Source organism: Paenibacillus sp. J22P218 (assembly GCF_056269195.1).
Genome location: NZ_JBWDNL010000002.1, coordinates 446,108 through 465,987, shown reverse-complemented (window position 1 = coordinate 465,987; position 19,880 = coordinate 446,108). Strand labels below are relative to the sequence as shown.

19 protein-coding genes and 1 pseudogene are annotated in these 19,880 nt (G+C 50.6%); 6 read left to right on the top strand and 14 right to left on the bottom strand.

What is annotated here, in order from left to right; translation table 11 throughout:
• Positions 1-101 precede the first annotated feature (101 nt).
• The 6 genes from AC0YN0_RS10840 to AC0YN0_RS10815 form a co-directional block, all read right to left on the bottom strand.
• On the bottom strand, positions 102-1,697 hold the full coding sequence (locus AC0YN0_RS10840; RefSeq protein WP_475821289.1) for a response regulator: 1,596 nt from the start codon (positions 1,695-1,697) through the stop codon (positions 102-104).
• Positions 1,690-3,456: a cache domain-containing sensor histidine kinase gene (locus AC0YN0_RS10835; RefSeq protein ID WP_475821288.1), complete on the bottom strand. Its 1,767-nt coding sequence runs from the start codon at positions 3,454-3,456 to the stop codon at positions 1,690-1,692. The genes AC0YN0_RS10840 and AC0YN0_RS10835 overlap by 8 nt, the downstream gene beginning before the upstream one ends.
• Before the next feature lie 46 nt (positions 3,457-3,502).
• Positions 3,503-5,107: a glycoside hydrolase family 43 protein gene (locus AC0YN0_RS10830; protein WP_475821287.1), complete on the bottom strand. Its 1,605-nt coding sequence runs from the start codon at positions 5,105-5,107 to the stop codon at positions 3,503-3,505.
• Positions 5,108-5,285: 178 nt separating this feature from the next.
• Positions 5,286-6,734 (bottom strand): DHA2 family efflux MFS transporter permease subunit, encoded by a 1,449-nt coding sequence (locus AC0YN0_RS10825; protein WP_475821889.1) that lies wholly within the window; start codon positions 6,732-6,734, stop codon positions 5,286-5,288.
• Positions 6,735-6,795: 61 nt separating this feature from the next.
• Positions 6,796-7,380 (bottom strand): TetR/AcrR family transcriptional regulator, encoded by a 585-nt coding sequence (locus tag AC0YN0_RS10820; protein WP_475821286.1) that lies wholly within the window; start codon positions 7,378-7,380, stop codon positions 6,796-6,798.
• 158 nt (positions 7,381-7,538) lie between these two features.
• Positions 7,539-8,093 (bottom strand): NADPH-dependent FMN reductase, encoded by a 555-nt coding sequence (locus tag AC0YN0_RS10815; RefSeq protein WP_475821285.1) that lies wholly within the window; start codon positions 8,091-8,093, stop codon positions 7,539-7,541.
• Positions 8,094-8,226: 133 nt separating this feature from the next.
• On the opposite strand from AC0YN0_RS10815, the gene AC0YN0_RS10810 reads away from it, so the two are divergent.
• Positions 8,227-9,003: a Cof-type HAD-IIB family hydrolase gene (locus AC0YN0_RS10810; RefSeq protein WP_475821284.1), complete on the top strand. Its 777-nt coding sequence runs from the start codon at positions 8,227-8,229 to the stop codon at positions 9,001-9,003.
• A 93-nt stretch (positions 9,004-9,096) separates the two neighbouring features.
• Here AC0YN0_RS10810 and AC0YN0_RS10805 read toward each other — a convergent pair.
• Both AC0YN0_RS10805 and AC0YN0_RS10800 read right to left on the bottom strand, forming a co-directional pair.
• A pseudogene (locus AC0YN0_RS10805) lies at positions 9,097-9,249 on the bottom strand (NAD(P)-dependent oxidoreductase); the annotation flags it as partial.
• 131 nt (positions 9,250-9,380) lie between these two features.
• Positions 9,381-10,313, bottom strand: coding sequence for a LysR family transcriptional regulator (locus AC0YN0_RS10800; RefSeq protein WP_475821888.1), 933 nt, complete (start codon positions 10,311-10,313; stop codon positions 9,381-9,383).
• Positions 10,314-10,423: 110 nt separating this feature from the next.
• On the opposite strand from AC0YN0_RS10800, the gene AC0YN0_RS10795 reads away from it, so the two are divergent.
• Both AC0YN0_RS10795 and AC0YN0_RS10790 read left to right on the top strand, forming a co-directional pair.
• Positions 10,424-10,801 carry a CidA/LrgA family protein gene (locus AC0YN0_RS10795; protein WP_475821283.1) on the top strand — a complete coding sequence of 126 codons (378 nt, stop codon included), beginning with the start codon at positions 10,424-10,426 and terminating at the stop codon, positions 10,799-10,801.
• Positions 10,798-11,487, top strand: a complete 690-nt coding sequence (locus AC0YN0_RS10790) for an LrgB family protein (protein WP_475821282.1) — start codon at positions 10,798-10,800, stop codon at positions 11,485-11,487. Before AC0YN0_RS10795 ends, AC0YN0_RS10790 begins: the two co-directional genes overlap by 4 nt.
• Before the next feature lie 83 nt (positions 11,488-11,570).
• Here AC0YN0_RS10790 and AC0YN0_RS10785 read toward each other — a convergent pair whose 3' ends face one another.
• The 3 genes from AC0YN0_RS10785 to AC0YN0_RS10775 all read right to left on the bottom strand — a co-directional run bounded on the left by AC0YN0_RS10785 (position 11,571) and on the right by AC0YN0_RS10775 (position 14,844).
• The gene (locus tag AC0YN0_RS10785; protein ID WP_475821281.1) at positions 11,571-12,659 is read right to left on the bottom strand and encodes an LLM class flavin-dependent oxidoreductase; all 1,089 of its coding nucleotides are present in this window, start codon (positions 12,657-12,659) and stop codon (positions 11,571-11,573) included.
• 220 nt (positions 12,660-12,879) lie between these two features.
• Positions 12,880-13,818, bottom strand: a complete 939-nt coding sequence (locus AC0YN0_RS10780) for an aldo/keto reductase (RefSeq protein WP_442049277.1) — start codon at positions 13,816-13,818, stop codon at positions 12,880-12,882.
• Positions 13,819-13,842: 24 nt separating this feature from the next.
• Positions 13,843-14,844 carry a Gfo/Idh/MocA family protein gene (locus tag AC0YN0_RS10775; RefSeq protein WP_475821280.1) on the bottom strand — a complete coding sequence of 334 codons (1,002 nt, stop codon included), beginning with the start codon at positions 14,842-14,844 and terminating at the stop codon, positions 13,843-13,845.
• 122 nt (positions 14,845-14,966) lie between these two features.
• Between AC0YN0_RS10775 and AC0YN0_RS10770 the strand changes: the two genes are divergently transcribed.
• On the top strand, positions 14,967-15,806 hold the full coding sequence (locus AC0YN0_RS10770; RefSeq protein WP_475821279.1) for a helix-turn-helix transcriptional regulator: 840 nt from the start codon (positions 14,967-14,969) through the stop codon (positions 15,804-15,806).
• A gap of 108 nt (positions 15,807-15,914) precedes the next feature.
• On the opposite strand, the gene AC0YN0_RS10765 is transcribed toward AC0YN0_RS10770, so the two are convergent.
• Entirely contained in the window at positions 15,915-17,009 is a 1,095-nt protein-coding gene (locus tag AC0YN0_RS10765) for a branched-chain amino acid aminotransferase (protein ID WP_475821887.1), read from the bottom strand.
• A 122-nt stretch (positions 17,010-17,131) separates the two neighbouring features.
• On the opposite strand from AC0YN0_RS10765, the gene AC0YN0_RS10760 reads away from it, so the two are divergent.
• Positions 17,132-18,031 carry a LysR family transcriptional regulator gene (locus AC0YN0_RS10760; protein WP_475821278.1) on the top strand — a complete coding sequence of 300 codons (900 nt, stop codon included), beginning with the start codon at positions 17,132-17,134 and terminating at the stop codon, positions 18,029-18,031.
• 15 nt (positions 18,032-18,046) lie between these two features.
• Here AC0YN0_RS10760 and AC0YN0_RS10755 read toward each other — a convergent pair whose 3' ends face one another.
• Together AC0YN0_RS10755 and AC0YN0_RS10750 are read right to left on the bottom strand one after the other, a co-directional pair.
• Entirely contained in the window at positions 18,047-18,799 is a 753-nt protein-coding gene (locus tag AC0YN0_RS10755; protein ID WP_337099318.1) for a GTP pyrophosphokinase, read from the bottom strand.
• Position 18,800: 1 nt separating this feature from the next.
• Positions 18,801-19,238: a MarR family transcriptional regulator gene (locus AC0YN0_RS10750; RefSeq protein ID WP_475821277.1), complete on the bottom strand. Its 438-nt coding sequence runs from the start codon at positions 19,236-19,238 to the stop codon at positions 18,801-18,803.
• A 144-nt stretch (positions 19,239-19,382) separates the two neighbouring features.
• Here AC0YN0_RS10750 and AC0YN0_RS10745 point away from each other — a divergent pair, with 144 nt between their 5' ends.
• The gene (locus AC0YN0_RS10745; protein WP_475821276.1) at positions 19,383-19,841 is read left to right on the top strand and encodes a MarR family winged helix-turn-helix transcriptional regulator; all 459 of its coding nucleotides are present in this window, start codon (positions 19,383-19,385) and stop codon (positions 19,839-19,841) included.
• Positions 19,842-19,880: the final 39 nt, after the last annotated feature.

Sequence of the window (19,880 nt, the reverse complement as noted above, 5' to 3'; positions counted from 1 at the left end):
AATCCGTTAGAATGAACTTTTTTAAGCCGCGTATGCGGTTAATTTAAGATCGTTGACACGTTCTGACGCTTCCCTTAAAACGAAAATGACCGGAAGCCCGGTCATTCGCTTTTTTTCCGTTCCTGGCGGTAATCGTTCGGCAGCTGGCCGAATTGCTTCTTGAACATATCGCTGAAATGCCGGGCGTTGTTGTACCCGACCTGCTCCGCTATTTCGTATACCATCCCATCCGTATGAAGGAGCAGCCTGATCGCATGCTTCATTCTAACCTCGGTAACGTATTGCTTGAAGTTCTGCTTCGTATGTTTTTTGAAGAAGCTGCTGAAGTAATAAGGGTTCATGAACGCAATGCCGGCGACGGATTCGAGCGTAATTTCTTGCGCATAGTTCATCTCGATATATTGCTTGATTTTGGCTAACAATATTTTGTCCTTATTCCCGGCATCGACGTCCACCATGGAGTGTATTTGCTCGATCGCGCGGATCGTTTCATCCTGCAATTGCTCGAACGTCCCGCAGGAGCCGAGCCTGCTCTGCAGCTCATGCATGTCGATCGCGCCGTCAGGCAGTTGAACGCCATTTTTGCTCATTTCCTGCAAAATAAATAGCACGGAAGAAAGACTCGTCGATACGGCGAGCGTACGGTTGCCGTAAGCGCCCGATCTAACGATCGCTAGCAGCTTGATCAGAGCTTGAACGGCATCCGGCCACGCATTCGCCGTCAGGCCGCGTACAACCTCCATTTGCATGCCGTATAGCTCTTTATCGAACGGCTGCTTGGATTCTTGAGCCTCATAAGCGATGACCTTGCCGCGCCCGAGAAAATAGTTCATCTGCAACGCCTGCTCCGCATATCGATAAGCGTGCTCCAGTCGATCCGTTCCGTCGACGGGCTCGCTCACTCCCGCAGAAACGCTCAATTTCAAATAAACCATGATATTGTGTACGATGTTGTCCGCTATCGCAGCAGCCCCATTACGATCCGTGTGGCTGATAACGGCTACGAATTTATGATCCTTTAGAAAAGCGAACCCGTTATGCGAGGCAACGACGATTTCCTGCACGATGTTGCCAATCGCAAATTCAATGAGCCGTCCTTCCTTCTCCGCCCAACGGTCCGAACCGTCCTTGAACTGATCGATCTCGATAATGGCAACGGAATATAGGGGACCGGGCAGTTCCGCAGCCAGCAGCCGGTAAGCCTCCGAATGCGGCGTTAGCGTGCCGTCCGTCAATTGAAGCAGCCACTCCTGCAGCTCTTCATGCCTGTTCTTCTTCTCCAAGTGCTGAAGCTTGTTCTTCCGCTTTAACTCTTCCTGCTGCTCTGTAATAGACGACAGCACGCCAAGCAGCACGTCTTCCAACTGCTGCTTCACGACGGGTTTGACCAAATAGTCGGCAGCGCCGTACGTAACGGCATCTCTCGCGTAGGAAAACTCTTGATAAGCGCTAATGAATATCACCTTGGCGGGATGGTTTCTTCGCTTCAGTTCTTTGATGATCTCGATTCCCGTTCGATGCGGCATGCTAATATCGCTGATGATAATGTCCGGTTGGCTGGTTTCGATTAATTCGAGCAGCTCATTGCCGTCGTAGGCTTGGCCTACAATGTCGAGGCCCATCGACTCCCAATTGATGAGCTTGCGCAACCCTTTGATAATAAGCGGCTCATCGTCGGCAAGTATAACCTTAATCATGTCCATCGCCCTCCTTGATCGGCATAGCCAAATGAACCGATGTACCGACATGCTGGCGGCTGCTGATGGTTAGCCCGTACTCGCTGCCGCATACCGTTTTGATTCGTTCATGGACGTTTTTGATACCGACATGCTTAGAGGGGGTGCTCGGATCGGATAACATTTCGTTCAAGCGCTGAAGCTGCTCCTTCTCCATGCCGACGCCGTCGTCGTACACCGTAATCGCAAGTTGTCCATCCGCCGCTTCGACGGATATGCCGACAGTCCCTTTGCCTTTGGGCCGCACGCCATGCTGGATCGCATTCTCCACGATCGGTTGCAGCGACAGCTTCAGCACGGGCCAGTTAGGATCTACCTGCTCGGAAAGATGAACGCGCAGCTCGAAGCGGTTCTCATAACGCACTTGGATGATATAAAAATAGTCCCGAAGATGATCAAGCTCTTGCTGTAGCGATACCCAATCCTCACCGTAATCAATGACGTACTTCAGCTGATTGGACAACGATAAAATCATATCGCCCACCTCGTCAGCGTCATTATGAACCGCGTTCATGCGGATAACCTCCAGCGTGTTGTATAAATAATGCGGCCGGATTTGGCTCTTCAGCGCATTAAGCTCCGCCTGCTTCTGCTTGATTTCCGCAACATAGGCATCGTTGATAAAAATCCCCAAGCGTTCGACCATCCGATTGAAGCCATGGCCGAGCCTGCCCATTTCATCATTGCCTTTGATTTCGACCTGGGCATCCAAGTTGCCCGACTCGACCTTGATCATCTGCTTGATCAGACTGCTGATCGGAGCGGCCAACCTGCGCGAGAACCATGCGCCCATGACGATAAGTACGACCGCGCTGACGAAGATCGCGATATAGACGGCAAGACGCGTGGTCACCAACTGCTCGTACAGGTCCTTTTTCACGAATAAGGCGGTCACTTGCCCTTTCAAATACGGAATGGTCTCCGTTAACACAAGCGTGTCATCGTTAGAAGTCCGCAGCAGCTCGTCTTTCTTGCCCATGATGTCCATATTGCTGAAGAACACGCTGTTTTCACTGTCCAGCACATAAAGCTCGTCGTCCTTCCCGATGCTCAGCTCTTTGAAAAACTGATCGAACACGGCGATATCGACATCGAAGTAAAGCGTCCCGAGCACCTTCGGCTCGCTTGTAAGCGTGCCCGATACGTCGATCAAATTACGGCCGACCGTTATTACGTTCACATCCGAATTTTTATAGTAGCTTTCTTTGTGCATCGGAAATATCGCGATTTTGTTTTTCTTCTCGTCGAAGCTTTTGCCCCATTCTTCGATCGGAAGCAGCTCGGGCTGAAATACTTGATTTTCTTTGTACTGGTAAAAAAGCTTGTTATCCGAGGACCTTACGAAATAGGCTGTCCGGATATAGGAATCGCTAAAGATGATCGTCTTCAAAAAACCGTCGATCGGCATGGAATTGATTTGCTCCAGCTCATTGACGTTATAGCTCTGATTGTCGTTCGAGCCTTCGTAGAAACCGTCATATCTCCCTGTATACATGAGCTGAGACACATCGTCGTAATCTTTGAACACCGAATTGAGGTTATAGCTCATGTAAAGCATCATTTGATTCAAATTGTTAGACGTATACCGCTCCACATGGCCCGTAAACGTCTGGACGGAATAATAGCTGAGCGCAAGCAACGGAATCAAACCAACGAGTATGAAAGCTGCCGAAAACTTGACGAACATGCTTCGCCGCTTTTGCTGCCACACGCTGAACATCGGCATCCCTCCCCTTCATAACTTTACCATGCCCGCATAGGCTCGGCTAATGCAAAAAGGGGCGATAACTAAAATAATCAAAGTCTGCATGCTTTAGCTCTCCGTTCAAATCTTGCGCGCATAAGCCTATCATCGTGCCCGTGAAGCCAAGCTTGCCGCCATATTCATCGGATAAACTGCCGATGTCGAGCGTGTCGCTGACCGCCTGCCAAAGATCCCCGTCAGGCGAAGCGAAGAAGCGAAGCTCCCTATCCCGAACGACAGCTCGCAAATAGAAGCTGTCCCATGTATCCACGTTGATTTCCTGCCCTCTGCACTCCTCATACTTGCCTGTCTTGCTCATCACGACGCCTAATACACGACCCTTCACGCTGTCCTGCGTCACTCGCAAATAATAATAATCCGCTTCATCATAATAAAAGACAAGACCGGCCATCTGCATAAAATGATCTGGATTATATTCCATCCGGGTCTCAACCGTGCATCTAAAATGCTGGAGCCTGCGCGCGGCCATACTCTGCCGGTGCCACGATAACAGCGACTCTCTCCCGCGCAAACGCAAATAACCCGGACGCTCCGTCAAAGTGAGCCACGACGGATCGGCAGGCACCCGAAGCGTCTGAAAGACGCGATGAAGCTCAGCCGCATCGAAGTCGTCCTTGTCCGTTATCGCCTGAATGGCTGGTGCCGCTTCGGAAGCAAACTGCGGCGCAGGCACGGTCAAGGCCGGAAGCCGACCTTCGTGGTCGAGGCGCAGCCAGCCGTCCTCCGTCCAGCGGCAGCGCTGGATCGACGTCTCCCTGCCAAGCGGATTAAGCTTCGTCCCTTCGAATGGACGACTGCAAATATGGGCCATATACCACTCGCCCGTATGCGTCTCGACGAGCGACCCGTGGCCCGCATTTTGCAGCGGGAAGTCCGGATTGCTTCTCGTTGTCATGATCGGATACTCAGGATCCGTCTCATAGGGACCTTCGATATGGCGCGAGCGTGCAAGGGTTGCCGCATGATTTGCTCCTGTACCGCCTTCGGCTACGAGCAAGTAGTAGTAGCCATCGCGCTGGAATAGCTGCGGCCCTTCCGTGACGCCGATATCAGTCCCTTTGTAGATGGTCTTAACAGGACCGATAAGCTTCTGCTGCCGAGGATCGTATTGCTGCATGACGATGCCGCCGAACCGCTTGTGTTCATCGCGGAAATCCCACTGCATATTGAGCACCCACTTCGTGCCGTCCTTGTCATGGAATAAGTAAGGGTCGAAGCCGCTGCCGTTCAGGAAGACCGGATCGGACCATGGTCCTTCTATGCTCTCGGCCGTCACCAAATAATTGCGCAAGTCCTTGTAGACGCTCTTGCGGGCAGCTACATTTGTGTAGAGCAAATAGAACATGCCGTCATGATAAGAGAGCGCCGGCGCCCATACGCCGCCTGAGCTCGGTATGCCTCGAAGATCCAATTGCTCTGGGCGGGTTAACGGCTGAGGCAGGAGCTCCCAATGAATCAAATCTCGCGAATGATGGATCTGCACGCCGGGAAACCACTCAAACGTCGAAGTGGCGATATAATAGTCTTCTCCGGCGCGGACAAAAGAAGGATCGGGCTGAAAGCCGGGGAGAATCGGATTTTGAATGGTTAGATGAGATGACTGCATGCGCGTTCCTCCAATAATAATAGTTAGCCTATGTTAATCAGACTAGCACAGGAGGTTCGCCGCGCGTATGCAAGTTTTTTTAGTTCCGTGTGCTTTTTTTTAACATGTTTTGCATTCCCGATAACGAAAAAAGGCGGCTAACTGCACGAGTGTGCACTTAGCCGCCAATGTATCGATATTAATGCTGATTCGCTTTGTCTACCTTCACACGCTTGATGAAGAACGCAACGACAAGACCGATAATCGCGACTACCATCGCGAAGATGAAGGCGTTCTGGATGCCTGCCGTCAAGGCTAGCGGTATGTTCGCCGGGTCGGCTACGTTTTCCACGCCTTCCATAAACGTCTTGCTGCCCGCCGTCATAATGCTTACCGCAAGCGCCGTGCCGATCGCACCGGCTACTTGCTGCAGCGTATTCATAATCGCCGTGCCATCCGGGTACAGCTCGCGCGGCAATTGGTTCAGGCCGTTCGTTTGCGCCGGCATCCATACCATCGAAATGCCGATCATCAAGCAGGAATGAAGCACGATAATGAGCGCGAGCGTTGATGCCGTCGTAATGCCGGAGAAGAACCAAAGTACGGCAGCAACGATGACGAGACCAGGAATAACGAGCCATTTGGGTCCGAATTTATCGAACAGACCGCCCATGATCGGAGACATAATACCGTTGATCAAGCCGCCCGGCAGCAATACCAAGCCTGCTGTCAGCGCGCTAAGACCGAGCCCGGATATCAGGAACATCGGCAAGACGAGCATCGAAGACAGAATAACCATCATACAAATGAATACCATTAACGTTCCGACTACGAACATCGGCTTCTTGAACGCGCGAAGATTCATCATCGGTTCTTGCATCCGCAATTGGCGAATTGCGAAAATAATGAGGGCAATGATGCCCACAACCATCGACACGATCACTTTCGTGCTGCTCCAGCCATGATCACCTTCACCGGCGCTGCTGAAGCCGAATACGACTCCGCCAAAGCCAAGCGTCGAGAACAGAATCGAAATCAAGTCGATTCGCGGTTTGGTTATCGTCGATACATTTTGCATAAAGAAAAAACCGAAAATAAGGGCAATAATAAGGAACGGCAGCGATAGCCAGAAAATCCAGTTCCAGCTCAGCTTATCGATAAGCAGGCCCGCGATCGTTGGTCCGACCGCCGGAGCGACCATAATGACAAGGCCGATAATGCCCATTGCCGCGCCTCTTTTTTCCGCAGGGAAAATAATGAGGATCGTGTTGAACATAAGCGGCAACAAAAGCGCTGTACCGATTGCTTGCACAATGCGGGCAGTCATCAGCATTTCGAAGCTCGGCGCCATCGCCGCGATGAACGTTCCAAGTACGGAGAAGCTTACGGCTGCTATAAACAGCTGCCTCGTCGTGAACCATTGAAGCAATAAGCCGGATATCGGCACTAAAATGCCCAAAGTAAGCAAGTACCCCGTCGTCAGCCATTGGACCGTTGCCGGCGTAATTTGGAATACTTGAATGAGATCGCTAAGCGCGACATTTAGGGCCGTTTCGCTGAACATGCCGATAAAGCCGCTTAATAATAATGAAATCATAATCGGGAGCACTTTGTATTTCACTCCCGTGTCTTGCATGCCTGCTGTCATTGTAGCTTGCAAATTTCTCTCCTCCTATATCAGGTCTTGATGTATGCATGACGTTCTCACCTTATAAAGAAGGGCATTTCGTGATCAGATAGGGCACATATTTCGCAGCGCTTAAAAGCGGTGTCGTATCGCGGTTGGTGATGGCGAGCAACAACGCCCCCTCGAGCAGGGATACGATGACCATGCTGAGCTCGGCAGCCTTAGCTTGTCCGATCCCCGTCATCATCAATCGGCTGGAAATGACATTTTGCCATGCGGCGAATACGGATTGGCATGCTTCCCGCAGCTTGTCGCTGACCGATGATGTCTCGGCAGCCAACCAGAAGCTGAACGGCACATAACCTTCATAGTCGTTCTTGGCGACGTCTTCGGCAAGCTCGTTGATGCACATCGCGATTGCGTCAGCTGGATGTTCGTTTCTATCGAAGCAATCATGCCACTTCGCAAGCACCTCCTGCTTCGTACATTCGATGGAGGCAATCGCCAGCTCCTCTTTCCCTTTCGGAAAGTAATAGTATACAGAGCCTTTGGGACAGTCGCTTTCCTTAATAATTTGACTTAGTCCCGTCGCATGATAGCCTTGCGTAACGAACAGCTTGGAGGCTGTTTCCACAATCGATTGCTTAGCATTTTGCTTCTCTGACACCGGATCACCCTCTTCATTATAACGATCGGTCTACATAATAAAAACAGAATACTTGTTCGCTGTCAACCCTTATCTTCAATTAAGCGCTTATGTTACCACGCAAAAAAGCCGGCTCATAAGCATGCTTACGAACCGGCATAATCGTCACGATTAGATTATTATTGCTGCTTCAAACGCTGCGACCAGCCGATGAAGTTGTCGACCAGCTTATCCAAGTGCTGAACCGTCGATTCATGTATAAGCTCGCCATCGGCGTTCAATTTCTCGCTGACCCCATTAATGAATACTTCATTACCCGGCAGCGTGAGGGCTGCAATGCCCGGCGAATTAAGAATTTGGCGGAGATGCATCTGCGCTCTTGCTGTGCCTAGCACGCCTGGCGATGCGCCAACGATGAATACCGGCTTGCCTACAAGCACCTTGTCGACGCGGGAGAACCAATCTAATGCGTTCTTAAGCAGGGTCGGCACGGAATGATTATATTCAGGCGTTACAATAAGTACTCCTTCGCATTCGGCGACAATTCGTTTGGCTTCAATAACAGACGGCGGCGGTGTCGATTCATTATCTTGGTTGTATAGCGGAAGGTCCGAGATAGGCACAAACTCGATGGTCAGCTTGCCATTACCGGCATAACGCTTCGTCATAAACTCAGCAATTTGTTTGTTGAAAGAACCTTTGCGGCTGCTGCCGACAAGCGCTGCGATTTTCATATGTAATCAACGACTCCTTGTCCGATTGGAAATGGTTTTTGGATTGCCTAATAACGGCATCTGATGTTATATTACCACAATATACAATGCAATGAATCAAATAGAAGATTTATGGATAGGAGATCATATTGGGATGAGCTACAAAATTGCTTTTTTTGACATTGACGGAACGTTAGTAAATGAGCGGAAGCAAATTCCGCAGGATACGATCGACGCCATACGCGCGCTGCAGAGCCGCGGTGTGGAAGCCGTTATCGCAACGGGCAGAGCTCCTTATTTCTTCCGGCCGATCGCCGAGCAGCTCGGCATCGACAGCTTCGTCAGCCTGAACGGCGCATATGTTGTTTACAAAGGAAAACCGATCTTCGAGAAAGCAATTCCGCGCGAGCATCTTGAAGCGCTCGTAGGCCATGCGGCCAAGCATAACCATTCACTCGTGTTCGAAGGACACAGCGAGTTCTATGCGAGCGAGGAAAGCCATCCGCATATGGTGGATGCCGTCAAGTCGCTTCGAGTCGACTTGCCGGGTTACGACCCTGACTTCTGGAAGAACGAGAGCATCTATCAAGTGTTCCTTCATTGCGAGGAGCATGAAGAGCATCTGTATAACGAAGCCGTGCCTGCGCTGCGCTACATCCGTTGGCATAAGACTGCGCTCGACGTACTGCCATCCGATGGATCGAAGGCGCAAGGCATTGAGGCGCTGCTGAAGCACCTCAATCTTTCCGTATCGGAAGCGGTCGCCTTCGGGGATGGACTCAATGACGTAGAGATGCTGTCCGTTGTCGGCCTCGGCATCGCGATGGGCAACTCGCATGAAGAAGTGAAGCCATATGCGGACTATGTGACTGCTCACGTCGACGAAGGCGGCATTCGCAAAGGGTTGAAGTATGCAGGTCTGATCGACTAGTAGTATCCGTTGCAGTAACTGAAACGGAACGCAATAAACCGGCACAAGCAGCTTGAGCTGCGGCCGGTTTTTTTGTGTGCTGTAGTAATCGATTTATTGACCTTCGGATACAAGCGTGAACCGTTTGTACAGATGCTTCGGCTGCTCGATTTCGTCAATCACTGCGATTGCATAGTCGGCGTAGCTGACATAACTGTCGCCCTTTGCGTTAACGAGCAGGTTATCCGCGCCTACCTGATAATTTCCTTCAAGATTAAGTTCCCTGCTTTGCCGCTTGCACCGATAACTGCTATTTTCATCATAAATGACCTCCTGATTTATTGTAACTATCACAATTACACTTTCTGCAACTAGGGTAGTTACATTCAATCACTATGTCAACCGTTTTCGCCAACCATCCCCGATTGCTCGTGCAATTTAGTCTGCTTTTCTCCAAAATAGTCCGTCATAAACTGTACCCATTCCCTTGCAGCGCGGGACAGATAACCCTCCCTTCGCCATACGAGCACCGGCTCCCAAGGAATGATCGGATCATCAAGCTCGATTGCCCTCGTCTTCTCCTCATCAAGAAGATTGCATACGGCTCCGGGCAGCATGGCAACCCCCAAGCCCGCACCGACCATCCCGCCAATGAAATCCCACTGCGAGCTTTCATGAACGATGCGAGGATCGAAGCCCGCTTGTCGGCATTCGTTAATAATCCGTCCGTGAAGCGCAAAGTCGCTATTGAACAAAATAAAGCTTTCTGCTGCAAGCTCTCTCAGGCTTATCCGCTTACGCTCCGCGAAGGGATGATTCGCCGGCACGATCACTTTTAGCCGATCTTTCACGATGGGGATGGAATTGAACATCGCCTCGTCGGCCGGCCATAGGACTACCCCGGCATCCAGCGTCCCGTCCGCAACGCTCTCTTCAATCTTCCTCGCGCCGTCTTCCAGCATGCCGAGCGTGATGCCCGGGTACTTTTCTTGAAATTGCTTGATGACTTCCGGGAAGAAACGCGCTCCCGCCATCGGCGGCACGCCGAAGCGAATGCTCCCCTTATTCAAGTAGGACAGATCGTTTAATTCCTGCATCAGATTGTCGAAGGCCAGCAAAATCGGGCCTGCATGCTGTAGAATCGCATGACCTGCATCTGTCAGCTTGAAGGCTCTCCCTTCGCGCGCGAACAGTTCCATTTGCAGTTCATCCTCTATGCTCTTAATTATTTTGCTAATCGTAGGCTGTGTGACATGGAGAGTCTCTGCAGCCTTCGTAAAGCTGCCTTGCCGTATAATTTCCGATACAACCTGCAATTGCCGAACGTCGATACGATCACCTCTTTCCATAACCAAATGGAATGAAAACAATTCAATATATTCATTTTACTCATAAGAGGGCACTGCGTATACTTAATGGAATGAAAGCGAGGTTCGGACTGATGAAAGTGAAATCCATATTGCGCACCATTGCTCAGATTGTCTTTTTCGTCCTGCTCGCCCAAGGATCGGACGCCTTCGTTGCATGGCTGCATCTTCCGATCCCTGGCACGATTGTCGGCATTATCTTCTTATTCACTTTACTCCAGCTCGGGGTTATGCGATTGCATTGGATCGATCAAGGTGCTACCTGGCTGCTCGCCCAAATGCTGCTGTTCTTCATCCCGTCGACAGTCGGCATTATCGATTACGGAAATTTGATTGCACGAAGCGGTATACCTATCTTGTTGACGATCCTGTTGAGCCTCATCGCCGTCATGCTGTGCAGCGGACTGCTCGGGCAATACATGAGCAGACGGAGAGCAGGTGGCCAGCAATGATGAAGCTGTTAGAGCCGATTGGCTGGTTATGTATCACGATCGCCGTTTTCTGGTTTTCAAAGCTCGTCTATGCCAAAACAGGTAAAATCCTTTTAACCCCGCTCCTCATTACGCCGATCATCGTCATTGGCGCCCTGCATTGGAGCGGTGTATCCTTTCGATCGTATAACGCAGGGGCCGGTCTGCTGACAAAGCTGATTGAGCCTGCAACAATCGCGCTTGCCGTCATTTTGTACAAGAATGCTGCCGTATTCAAAAAAGATGCCTCCATCATAACGATTAGCGCTAGCTGCGGCGCTGCCTTAGCGATCGTCACCTCCGCCAGCATCGCCAATATGTTCGGACTGCCGATCGCTATCATCGACAGCTTGGCCCCGCGTTCGGCCACAACGCCTATCGCGATATCCATCTCTGGCAGCATCGGCGGACTGCCGACGATTACAGCTGTTGCGACGCTCGTCACTGGATTGCTGAGCATGATTGTAGGGCCGCTAATCGTCAAATGGTGCAGAATCAACAATCCGATTGCCAGAGGCGTTTTGTTCGGCACTAGCGCCCATTCAGCCGGCATTACGAAAGCAATGGAATACGATCCCGTATCCGGCTCCGTTGCGACAATTGCCATGATGCTGACCGCTTTCGTTACGTTAGTGGCCACTCCTTGGTTTGTTGGATACTTGCAATGAGTAGATGACATACAAAAACAAATAAGCTGCTCATGAAAAGTCCTGCGACCTTCATGAGCAGCTTATTTGTTTTAACCCTTGTTCTACCCCTGCTTCTTTCCGAGCTCTCTCCGTACAACCGGCATAACGTCTGTAGCCAGCAGCTCGATCGCTTCGGCAACCTTCGCATAAGGCTGGCCGCCGATATCGAACTGCACCATATACCGGTTATGTCCGAACAGCTCGTGCTGCGCCAATATTTTCTCGACGATCTGCTGTGGACTGCCTACAGCTAGAGCCGTATCTGGTCCCGCCATCAGCTCGAACTGCTGCTTCGTTATCTTCTCTCCGCGTTCGCGGCCGCCCATGAATTCATATACATAATTCGCGTAATACGGATAATAATCGGCTATAGCCTGCTCGGACGTCTTAGCAATGAAACCGTGGCTCGTTATCGCTACTTTAGCCTGTTTCGCAGAAAACTTCGCTTCAAAGGCAGCTTCCCTATACGCGGTAACTAGATGCTGGAAACGCTGCGGATCGCCGCCCAATATAGCTAGTGCCATCCCTACGCCCAGCTTGCCGGCCGTCTGCGCGCTCGAAGGCGTTCCGCCAACGCCTATCCATATCGGCATCTTCGGCTGGAACGGTCTCGGTGCAATCTCTGCGTCATCCAGCGAAGATCGAAGCTCGCCGTTCCACGTAATTCGCTCATGCTCGCCGAGCTCCAACAACAGATCCATTTTCTCCGTGAACAACTCTTTATAGTCATCCAGTTCATAACCAAACAATGGGAATGATTCCACGTATGCTCCTCGTCCTGCAATGATCTCTGCACGTCCCTCCGACAATAGATCGAGCGTGGCGAAGTCTTCGAATACTCTTACAGGGTCCGCAGTCCCAAGCACTGTCGTTGCGCTGGTCAGACGAATCCGTTTGGTAGCCTGCGCAATAGCTGCCAACAATACGGGCGGCGACGTAATCGCAAAATCAAGCCTATGATGCTCGCCAACGCCAAATACGTCGAGCCCTGCGTCATCGGCTAGCTTAGCCGCTGCAAGCACCTCCTTAATCCGCTGTGCTGCGGATAGTGACCTGCCCGTATGAGGATCAGCAGCCAAGTCTCCTAATGTATATATACCGAATTCGAATTCTGTCCCGTTGCTTGCCTTTACCTTCTCGTGACTGAGCATCTGCCTTTCCCCCTAATAGTCTTCAACGTTCTATATTTCCCTATTTATGCAGCTTTCATCAAGCCCGCTAACGCAGTTACTTTATGTAAGTAATCATACATAAGTTATTGAATACCGTCAAACCTGCTTCGTTGTAAAATAAAGAACGTTCCTCTTGACTCCATGAATAATGAAGTCAAAAGAAACGTTCTGAATGGTTTAATCTTTAGTTTTGCAGCTGTTATACCGTCTGTTTCGTCAGGTCCAGCCAGTCCATCTCAGCCTTCGTCAGCTTAATAAGCGAACCTTCGTCGCAGGATTGCAGTTCTTCCGTCGATTGAGCGCCGATCAAGGCGCAGGTTGGGAACGATTGGTTAAGCACGTAAGCGAGGGCGATCTGAATCGCGCTAACGCCTTTGTCTGCTGCAAGCTGCTTCGCGCGCTCAAGCCGCTCCCAGTTGTCGTCGCTGTAGAACACTCTTACTAGATCGGCATTGTCGCGCACTTCCGGAGAGAATCTTCCCGTGAAGAACCCTCTGGCTTGCGACGACCACGATAGCAAAGGCAACTGATTAGCTTCGTGCCAAGCGCAAGTTTCCTCATCTGCTGATACGCAGCCCGACCAGAACGGCTCGTTCGCTTTGGCAAGGCTTAGATTAGGACTGCTGAACGTGAACCCTACTAGTCCGCGATCCGCTGCGTAGCGGTTTGCTTCCTCAATACGCTGCCAAGTCCAATTCGATACGCCGATTGCTTGTACTACGCCTGCGGCAACATGCTCGTTCAACGCGTCGATAATGACGCTGACAGGAATAGACGGGTCATCGCGATGCAGGGCATACAAGTCGATGTAGTCCGTTTGCAGCTTTCTCAAGCTATCCTTCAGATCTGCGGCGATCGCTTCCTTGCTGACGCGCGGGCCGGATTGATCATGATGGGCGCCTTTCGTCAATACGACGATCTGCTCCCGATTACCGCGTTCGCTCATATAACGGCCAATGACTTCCTCGCTCTGTCCGCCGCAATAAATATGCGCCGTATCAATCGAGTTGCCGCCGATAGCCAGATAAGCGTCTAAGTTGGCAGCCGCCTTCTCATAGGAATGATGGAAGAAGTAGTCCGAACCTTTCATAAGCCGCGAGACCGGCTTCTTAGCGCCTTGAATTGTAATGTATTCCATCTATATCTCCATCCTCTCTCTTCGTTAGATTGTAATTCTAGAGCGCGTACGCGCTGATTCCAGGCAAGCATCAATGACTCTCATATTCGCAAGAGCGTCCACTGTATCGAAGCGCATCGCGGAATCTCCAGCAATTGCGCGTGCCAGGTGATCCGCCTGTTCCGTGTAAGCATTTACATGAGGAACCTCGATTTCTTTGCGTTCGCCTTGAGCAGTGACGAAGAAATTGCCGCTTCCCGGGTTAGGCGTAACATAGGCGCTTGGCACCTCGATAATGCCTTCCGAGCCGAGCACTTCAAGCGGATTGCGGAACGCCGCCCACATGCCGCAATCAAAGCTAAGCGATACCGCGTTGTCGAATTCAATGAGGCCGGACGCCATCATATCGACATCGTCATGCTCCTGTGAGAACAAAGCTTGTACCGTAACCGCTTGCGGCTCTTGGCCGAGCAGCAGCCTTGCTGCATTGATCGGATAACAGCCCACATCATAGATCGAGCCGCCGCCCCAATCCTTACGGTATCTGACGTTCTTTTTGTCTCCGGCATTGTTGAAGGTGAAGGCGCTGCGAATCGCTCTTACTTCGCCAATCTGGCCGGATGCGATAATGTCCTTGATCATCGCATAGCGAGGGTGATAACGGTACATGAATGCTTCCGACAACAGCACGCCGGCCTTGGCGCAAGCTTCCGCCATCTCTGCCGCTTCCTTCTCATTCAGTGCGAGCGGCTTCTCGCACAAGATATGCTTGCCTGCTTCCGCTGCGCGGATCGTCCATTCACGGTGAAGATGGTTCGGCAATGGAATGTAGATAACGTCGAGCGAATCGTCAGCGAGCAGTTCCTCGTAGCTGCCGTAAGCAGTAGGTATGTTCAGCTCTTCGGCAGTACGCTTCGCATTGTCTAGATCACGGCTAGCGATTGCCGCCGCTTCATTCAGACCGGATAATTGCAATCCCGGAATGACAGCGCGTTTTGCAATCCCCGCACAGCCCATGATGCCCCATTTTAACTTTTTGCTGGTCATGCTATAATCACCTCATCGAATATTTTCTACGACTATATTGTGATTATATGACGATCAAATCAAAATTAAAATGATATTATTTTGCACGCAATTGAAACAATATTGTCATCGGGGTGATAGCCATGCAACGCCAGAGCCATCTGCTTACGCTTTCGCAGACGCCTTACTTTTGCCTGCCAGAATCGGTAGGCGCATACAGTGAATATCCCGAGCATCATACGATTCGTGCGGCGGATGCGCACAACACCTTCAACATCCACTATGTCGCCTCAGGCAAAGGGTATGTAGAATGGGAAGGAAAAACGCACCAGCTTACGCAAGGAGATGCCGTCCTCTACTTTCCGATGCAATCCCAGCATTATTACAGCAGCAAGGATGAGCCTTGGGACGTGCGATGGGTTCATTTTTACGGAAGCGGCGTGCATGATTATTTCTTGGAACGCGGTCTTCACAAGAGCCAACTATGGACGCTGCGGCAGACGAAAGGCTGGGAGCAGGCGCATATGGAGCTACTCGTGGAGGCGGAGACACATCGGATGCTCCATCCCATCCGATTGTCCACATTGACGTATACGCTGCTCGCGCTGTTCGCCGAGCAGGCCGTGCCGCTGACAGGCAGCAGCAAAGCGAGCTCGGCCGGCAACCGGATATTGGAGCTGCTGCCGTATATGCAGGAGGAAGCCATGCGTCCGTTCATCTTGGAAGAATGGGCCGTGAGAGCCGGCGTTACGCCGCATTACTTCTGCAAGCTGTTCAAGAGCACGATGAAGATGACTCCGATGGACTTCATAACGAGGTGCCGCCTGCAGATGGCCAAACAATGGCTGCTCGACCGCAAAGAGGCGAACATCGGCCAAATCGCCCAAGATGCAGGCTACCCGAGCGTCAGCTATTTCAACAAGCGCTTCATCGAACATGAGGGCATGACGCCTACGGCCTATCGCCAGCTTTTCGGCATGTAAGCGCATATTTGCACTTACAGCCCAACGCCGCCGCATAACAAGAAAGGCTCTCCTGCAAGGTCGATTGATCTCCAACCCGTAGGAAAGCCTTTCTTGTTTTACTTTATATTATTTCGCCAATTGCGAATCGAATACAGCTGCTTCGATCATCCAGCCGAACGGATCTTCAAGCTCGCCCTTTTGGATTCCTGTCAGCGTATCGTAAAGCTTCTGCGAAAGCTCGCCCGTCTTGCCGTTATTAATGACAAGCACTTCGTCCTGCCAGTTCAGCTCTCCGATTGGAGAAATAACAGCAGCCGTACCTGTGCCGAACGCTTCCTCCAGCTTGCCTTGCTTGCTCGCTTCGTACAGCTCGCCGATTTCAATCGCGCTTTCTTGAACCTCATAACCCCAATGTCTCAGCAGGTGAATAATCGAATTGCGCGTAATACCGTCCAGGATACTGCCGCTAAGCGCCGGTGTATGAATAACGCCATCGATTTTGAAGAAGACGTTCATACTGCCCACTTCCTCGATGTACTTACGGTGAACGCCGTCCAGCCAAAGCACTTGCGTATAACCTTTCTCCTTAGCGATCTCTTGGGCTTTAAGGCCAGCCGCATAGTTGCCTGCCGTCTTCGCTTCACCGACGCCGCCCTTCACCGAGCGAACGTAATCAGATTCAACGTAGATCTTAACCGGGTTCACGCCCTCCGGATAATAAGCGCCTACCGGCGACATGATGATCAGGAATTGATATTCCGTCGATGGTGCAACTCCTAGCTGAGCTTGCGTGGCAATTACGTACGGACGAATATAGAGCGAATTGCCTTCCTCGAAAGGAATCCAGTCTATATCGACTTGGATCAACTGTTTAAGCGCTTCAACAGCAACATCCGGATTAATCTCGGGAACGCTCAGACGCTCGTTGGAACGGTTCATCCGCAGGAAGTTGTTGTGCGGTCTGAACAATTGCACGCGGCCGTCCTTCGTACGGTACGCTTTCAAACCTTCGAATATCGTCTGGCCATAGTGGAACACCTTCGCTGCCGGATCAAGTACGATCGGTTGGTAAGGTACTACGCGCGGGTTGAACCATCCTTTGCCCTCTTCGTAATTCATGATAAACATATGATCTGTATAATAATTGCCGAATCCCAGCTTTGACTCCGGAGGCTTAGCCTTCTTTGTCGTTGTGCGCTCGATTTGCAAACCTTCTAACATCATGCAACTCTCCTTTTTTTTAGGGCTGTTAATTGAATGCTAACACTTCATGCGATATATTTAAAATATCTATTTTATACAAACCCCATACCTTAAAGGTATGAGACAGTGAGGGATGCCCCATGGATCTGCGCCAGCTCAAATATTTCGTTGCGATTGCCGAAGAAGGGCAAATTACGCGCGCCGCCAAAAGGCTTAATATGGAGCAGCCGCCTCTTAGCCGCCAGCTGAAGCTCATCGAAGAAGAGCTTGGCGTAACGCTGTTCGACCGCAGCGGCAAAGGACTTAAGCTCACCGGCGCCGGACAGCTGCTGCTGGAAAAAGCGGAATCGCTGCTGCTCCAATTCGACGGCGCGATCCGCGAAGTGCAGGAAACGGAGGAAGGCGCTCGCGGCGTCTTGTCCATCGGCTCCGTCGTGTCCTGCATCTCGCTGCTGCCGAAGCAGATCGAGCGGTATCGGGAACGCTACCCCCAAGTGACCTACAAAATACTCGAGGGCGATCACTTCTACCTTGGCGAGCAGCTTGAGAAAGGCGCGATTGATCTAATCGTTGCGCGTCTGCCGTTCGAAGCACAGTCGATCGTGAGCGATTATACCGTACTCCCGCTTCCTTCCGATCCGTTCGTCGTCGTCATTCCAAGCGCTTGGACGACGCTCGCGAGCCGCAGATCGATCAACATGGCCGAGATTGCCCAGTTCCCGTTCCTGACCCTCAAGACGGACAAAACGCTTCGGATGCACGAGCAGGTCGTCAATGAATGCAGACGCCACGGCTTCGAGCCTAATATTATATGCGAATGCTCCAGCGTCGCTATTATTATGTCATTAATCGCCGCAGGTATCGGCGCAACCGTATTTCCGAAGTCTGTCTTGTCTTCTTTCCCGTCCGACGTCGTTACGATGCTGCGGATCGAGGATGCAGACTTCCAATCCGGTGTAGGCATCTTATGGCTGAACGATCGCTACCTTCCGAAGCGCGCGCAATATTTTATCGACAGTTTCCGTCCCGACAACAGCTAAACACCTAGCTGCCAACTACTTAGCAAACTGGTCGTCAAGGAATTCCGCAAGCACGTTAGGCAAGCCGATCTGGCCTAATTGCTTATTATTGTTCATCAGCAGTTGTAGCAGCTCGTCGCTGAAATCATTGTCCTGCTCTTCCTTGATTGCCTCGATCTCATCATGCAGCCGCTCCATCTTATGATCGAGAGCCGATGCGGAGACAGCCGCTTCGCGCAGCTCGTTCAGCAGGCGCTCTGGAATTTCCTGATTATATTTATAAAAAATTTTGTGCTCCAAGCTTGCCCAGAAGTCCATCGCAATCGTGCGAATCTGTACCTCGACGAACACATTTTCTCGGCGGTCCGAAATGTATACAGGCACTTCAATGATCAAATGCAAGCTTTGGTAGCCATTTGGCTTTGGTTCCTTAATATAGTCCTTGACCTCAACGATATTCAGGTCCGACTGGTTCCGAAGCATATCGCTGATCCGATAGATATCGGAGATAAACGAGCATGTAATGCGCATGCCGGCAATATCCCGAATACTGTTGCGAATGCTAGTTAAGCTCAGCCCTGTCTGCTTCCGATACAGCTTCTCGAAAATACTTTTTGGAGACTTCAGACGCGATTTCGTATTCTCAATCGGATTGTATTCATGAAGCAAATGGAATTCTTCCTGCAAAATTTCAATTCTTGTCTCCAGCTCGCTAAGCGCGAACTTATACATCATCATGAACCGGGTCATTTGTGTCTTCAAGTCTTTAATCATTAGCATTTGGTCCATCCTACTGATAATCCCCTTCCAAACTTTCGTTCAACAGCAAGATGATTCGCTTAAGCTCATGCATATCCTTTTCCGTTATCCGTTCCGCTATAATCTTGATAAGCTGCTCGTCATTGGCCCGGAAGGAGGAAATGTATTGCTTGCCTTGCTCCGTTATAGCAATATAAACAACTCTTCGATCCCGCTCGCCTCGATACCGGTCGATTAGACCGCGTTCATACAGCTTGTCTCCCATCAGCGTTACTGCGCCTGCGGTCACACACAGCATCTCTGCAAGATCCGTCGATTTTATTGGACTCGTCCTGCTCAAATGCTGCATCATCCGAATTTGGCTTATAGAGAACGAATCATCGACACCTTTATACCATTCGGCTTTTAGCTTCTTGTACGTGCTCTTCAATAAGGGCGATAGTGACAACCACTCTTCATAATTGCTCATTATTACACCTCACTTATTTATTTTAACACTCAAATGCCGTAACGAGGATTAAGTTTTGTTGACTATTTTGGCACAAAATATCTATAATGACCTTGGCAACGTTCTTGTTAGCCTTTCTACATTCCATCATCCGAGGTGATTGTAATGAGTATCGATAAATACGAAAATGTCGAAAAATTAATCGATATATTTCAACGCTTCGGCAAGGCCGACTGGCGCAAAAAGACGATATTAGGTCTCAAAGCGAGCGAAATGCGCGTGCTGCTCTGCGTTAAGCACGGTTCAGTCAATGGTTCCAGAGGGACAACCGTTAAATATATAAGCAAACGTCTTGAAGTAACTTCGCCAACCGTTACCCAAATGGTGAACAGCCTTATTGAAAGCGGCTACGTCTACCGTAAATCGGACAATAATGATCGACGGATTACCGAAATCATGCTTACCGAGAAGGGCGAGCAGCTCGCGGTTGAAGCCAAAAAACGATATCATGAAATGTTCATTGGTCTGATTGATCATCTCGGCAAGGAGCAAAGCGATCAATTAATCGGATTGCTGAATGACGTCTTCGAATATTTGGATCTAGTCAGACATCAGGAAAGCTAGGAAAATATACAAATGAGAAAAAAGGGATTTCGAATAGGC

Bases quoted from the DNA above. Each gene is read 5' to 3' on its own strand.
- AC0YN0_RS10770 (WP_475821279.1), top strand. From the start codon at position 14,967: ATGCAACGCCAGAGCCATCTGCTTACGCTTTCGCAGACGCCTTACTTT.
- AC0YN0_RS10750 (WP_475821277.1), bottom strand. From the start codon at position 19,238: ATGAGCAATTATGAAGAGTGGTTGTCACTATCGCCCTTATTGAAGAGC.
- AC0YN0_RS10810 (WP_475821284.1), top strand. From the start codon at position 8,227: ATGAGCTACAAAATTGCTTTTTTTGACATTGACGGAACGTTAGTAAAT.
- AC0YN0_RS10785 (WP_475821281.1), bottom strand. From the start codon at position 12,659: ATGCTCAGTCACGAGAAGGTAAAGGCAAGCAACGGGACAGAATTCGAA.
- AC0YN0_RS10830 (WP_475821287.1), bottom strand. From the start codon at position 5,107: ATGCAGTCATCTCATCTAACCATTCAAAATCCGATTCTCCCCGGCTTT.
- AC0YN0_RS10745 (WP_475821276.1), top strand. From the start codon at position 19,383: ATGAGTATCGATAAATACGAAAATGTCGAAAAATTAATCGATATATTT.
- AC0YN0_RS10765 (WP_475821887.1), bottom strand. From the start codon at position 17,009: ATGTTAGAAGGTTTGCAAATCGAGCGCACAACGACAAAGAAGGCTAAG.
- AC0YN0_RS10840 (WP_475821289.1), bottom strand. From the start codon at position 1,697: ATGATTAAGGTTATACTTGCCGACGATGAGCCGCTTATTATCAAAGGG.
- AC0YN0_RS10825 (WP_475821889.1), bottom strand. From the start codon at position 6,734: ATGACAGCAGGCATGCAAGACACGGGAGTGAAATACAAAGTGCTCCCG.
- AC0YN0_RS10755 (WP_337099318.1), bottom strand. From the start codon at position 18,799: ATGGACCAAATGCTAATGATTAAAGACTTGAAGACACAAATGACCCGG.
- AC0YN0_RS10760 (WP_475821278.1), top strand. From the start codon at position 17,132: ATGGATCTGCGCCAGCTCAAATATTTCGTTGCGATTGCCGAAGAAGGG.
- AC0YN0_RS10790 (WP_475821282.1), top strand. From the start codon at position 10,798: ATGATGAAGCTGTTAGAGCCGATTGGCTGGTTATGTATCACGATCGCC.
- AC0YN0_RS10815 (WP_475821285.1), bottom strand. From the start codon at position 8,093: ATGAAAATCGCAGCGCTTGTCGGCAGCAGCCGCAAAGGTTCTTTCAAC.
- AC0YN0_RS10780 (WP_442049277.1), bottom strand. From the start codon at position 13,818: ATGGAATACATTACAATTCAAGGCGCTAAGAAGCCGGTCTCGCGGCTT.
- AC0YN0_RS10835 (WP_475821288.1), bottom strand. From the start codon at position 3,456: ATGTTCAGCGTGTGGCAGCAAAAGCGGCGAAGCATGTTCGTCAAGTTT.
- AC0YN0_RS10795 (WP_475821283.1), top strand. From the start codon at position 10,424: ATGAAAGTGAAATCCATATTGCGCACCATTGCTCAGATTGTCTTTTTC.
- AC0YN0_RS10775 (WP_475821280.1), bottom strand. From the start codon at position 14,844: ATGACCAGCAAAAAGTTAAAATGGGGCATCATGGGCTGTGCGGGGATT.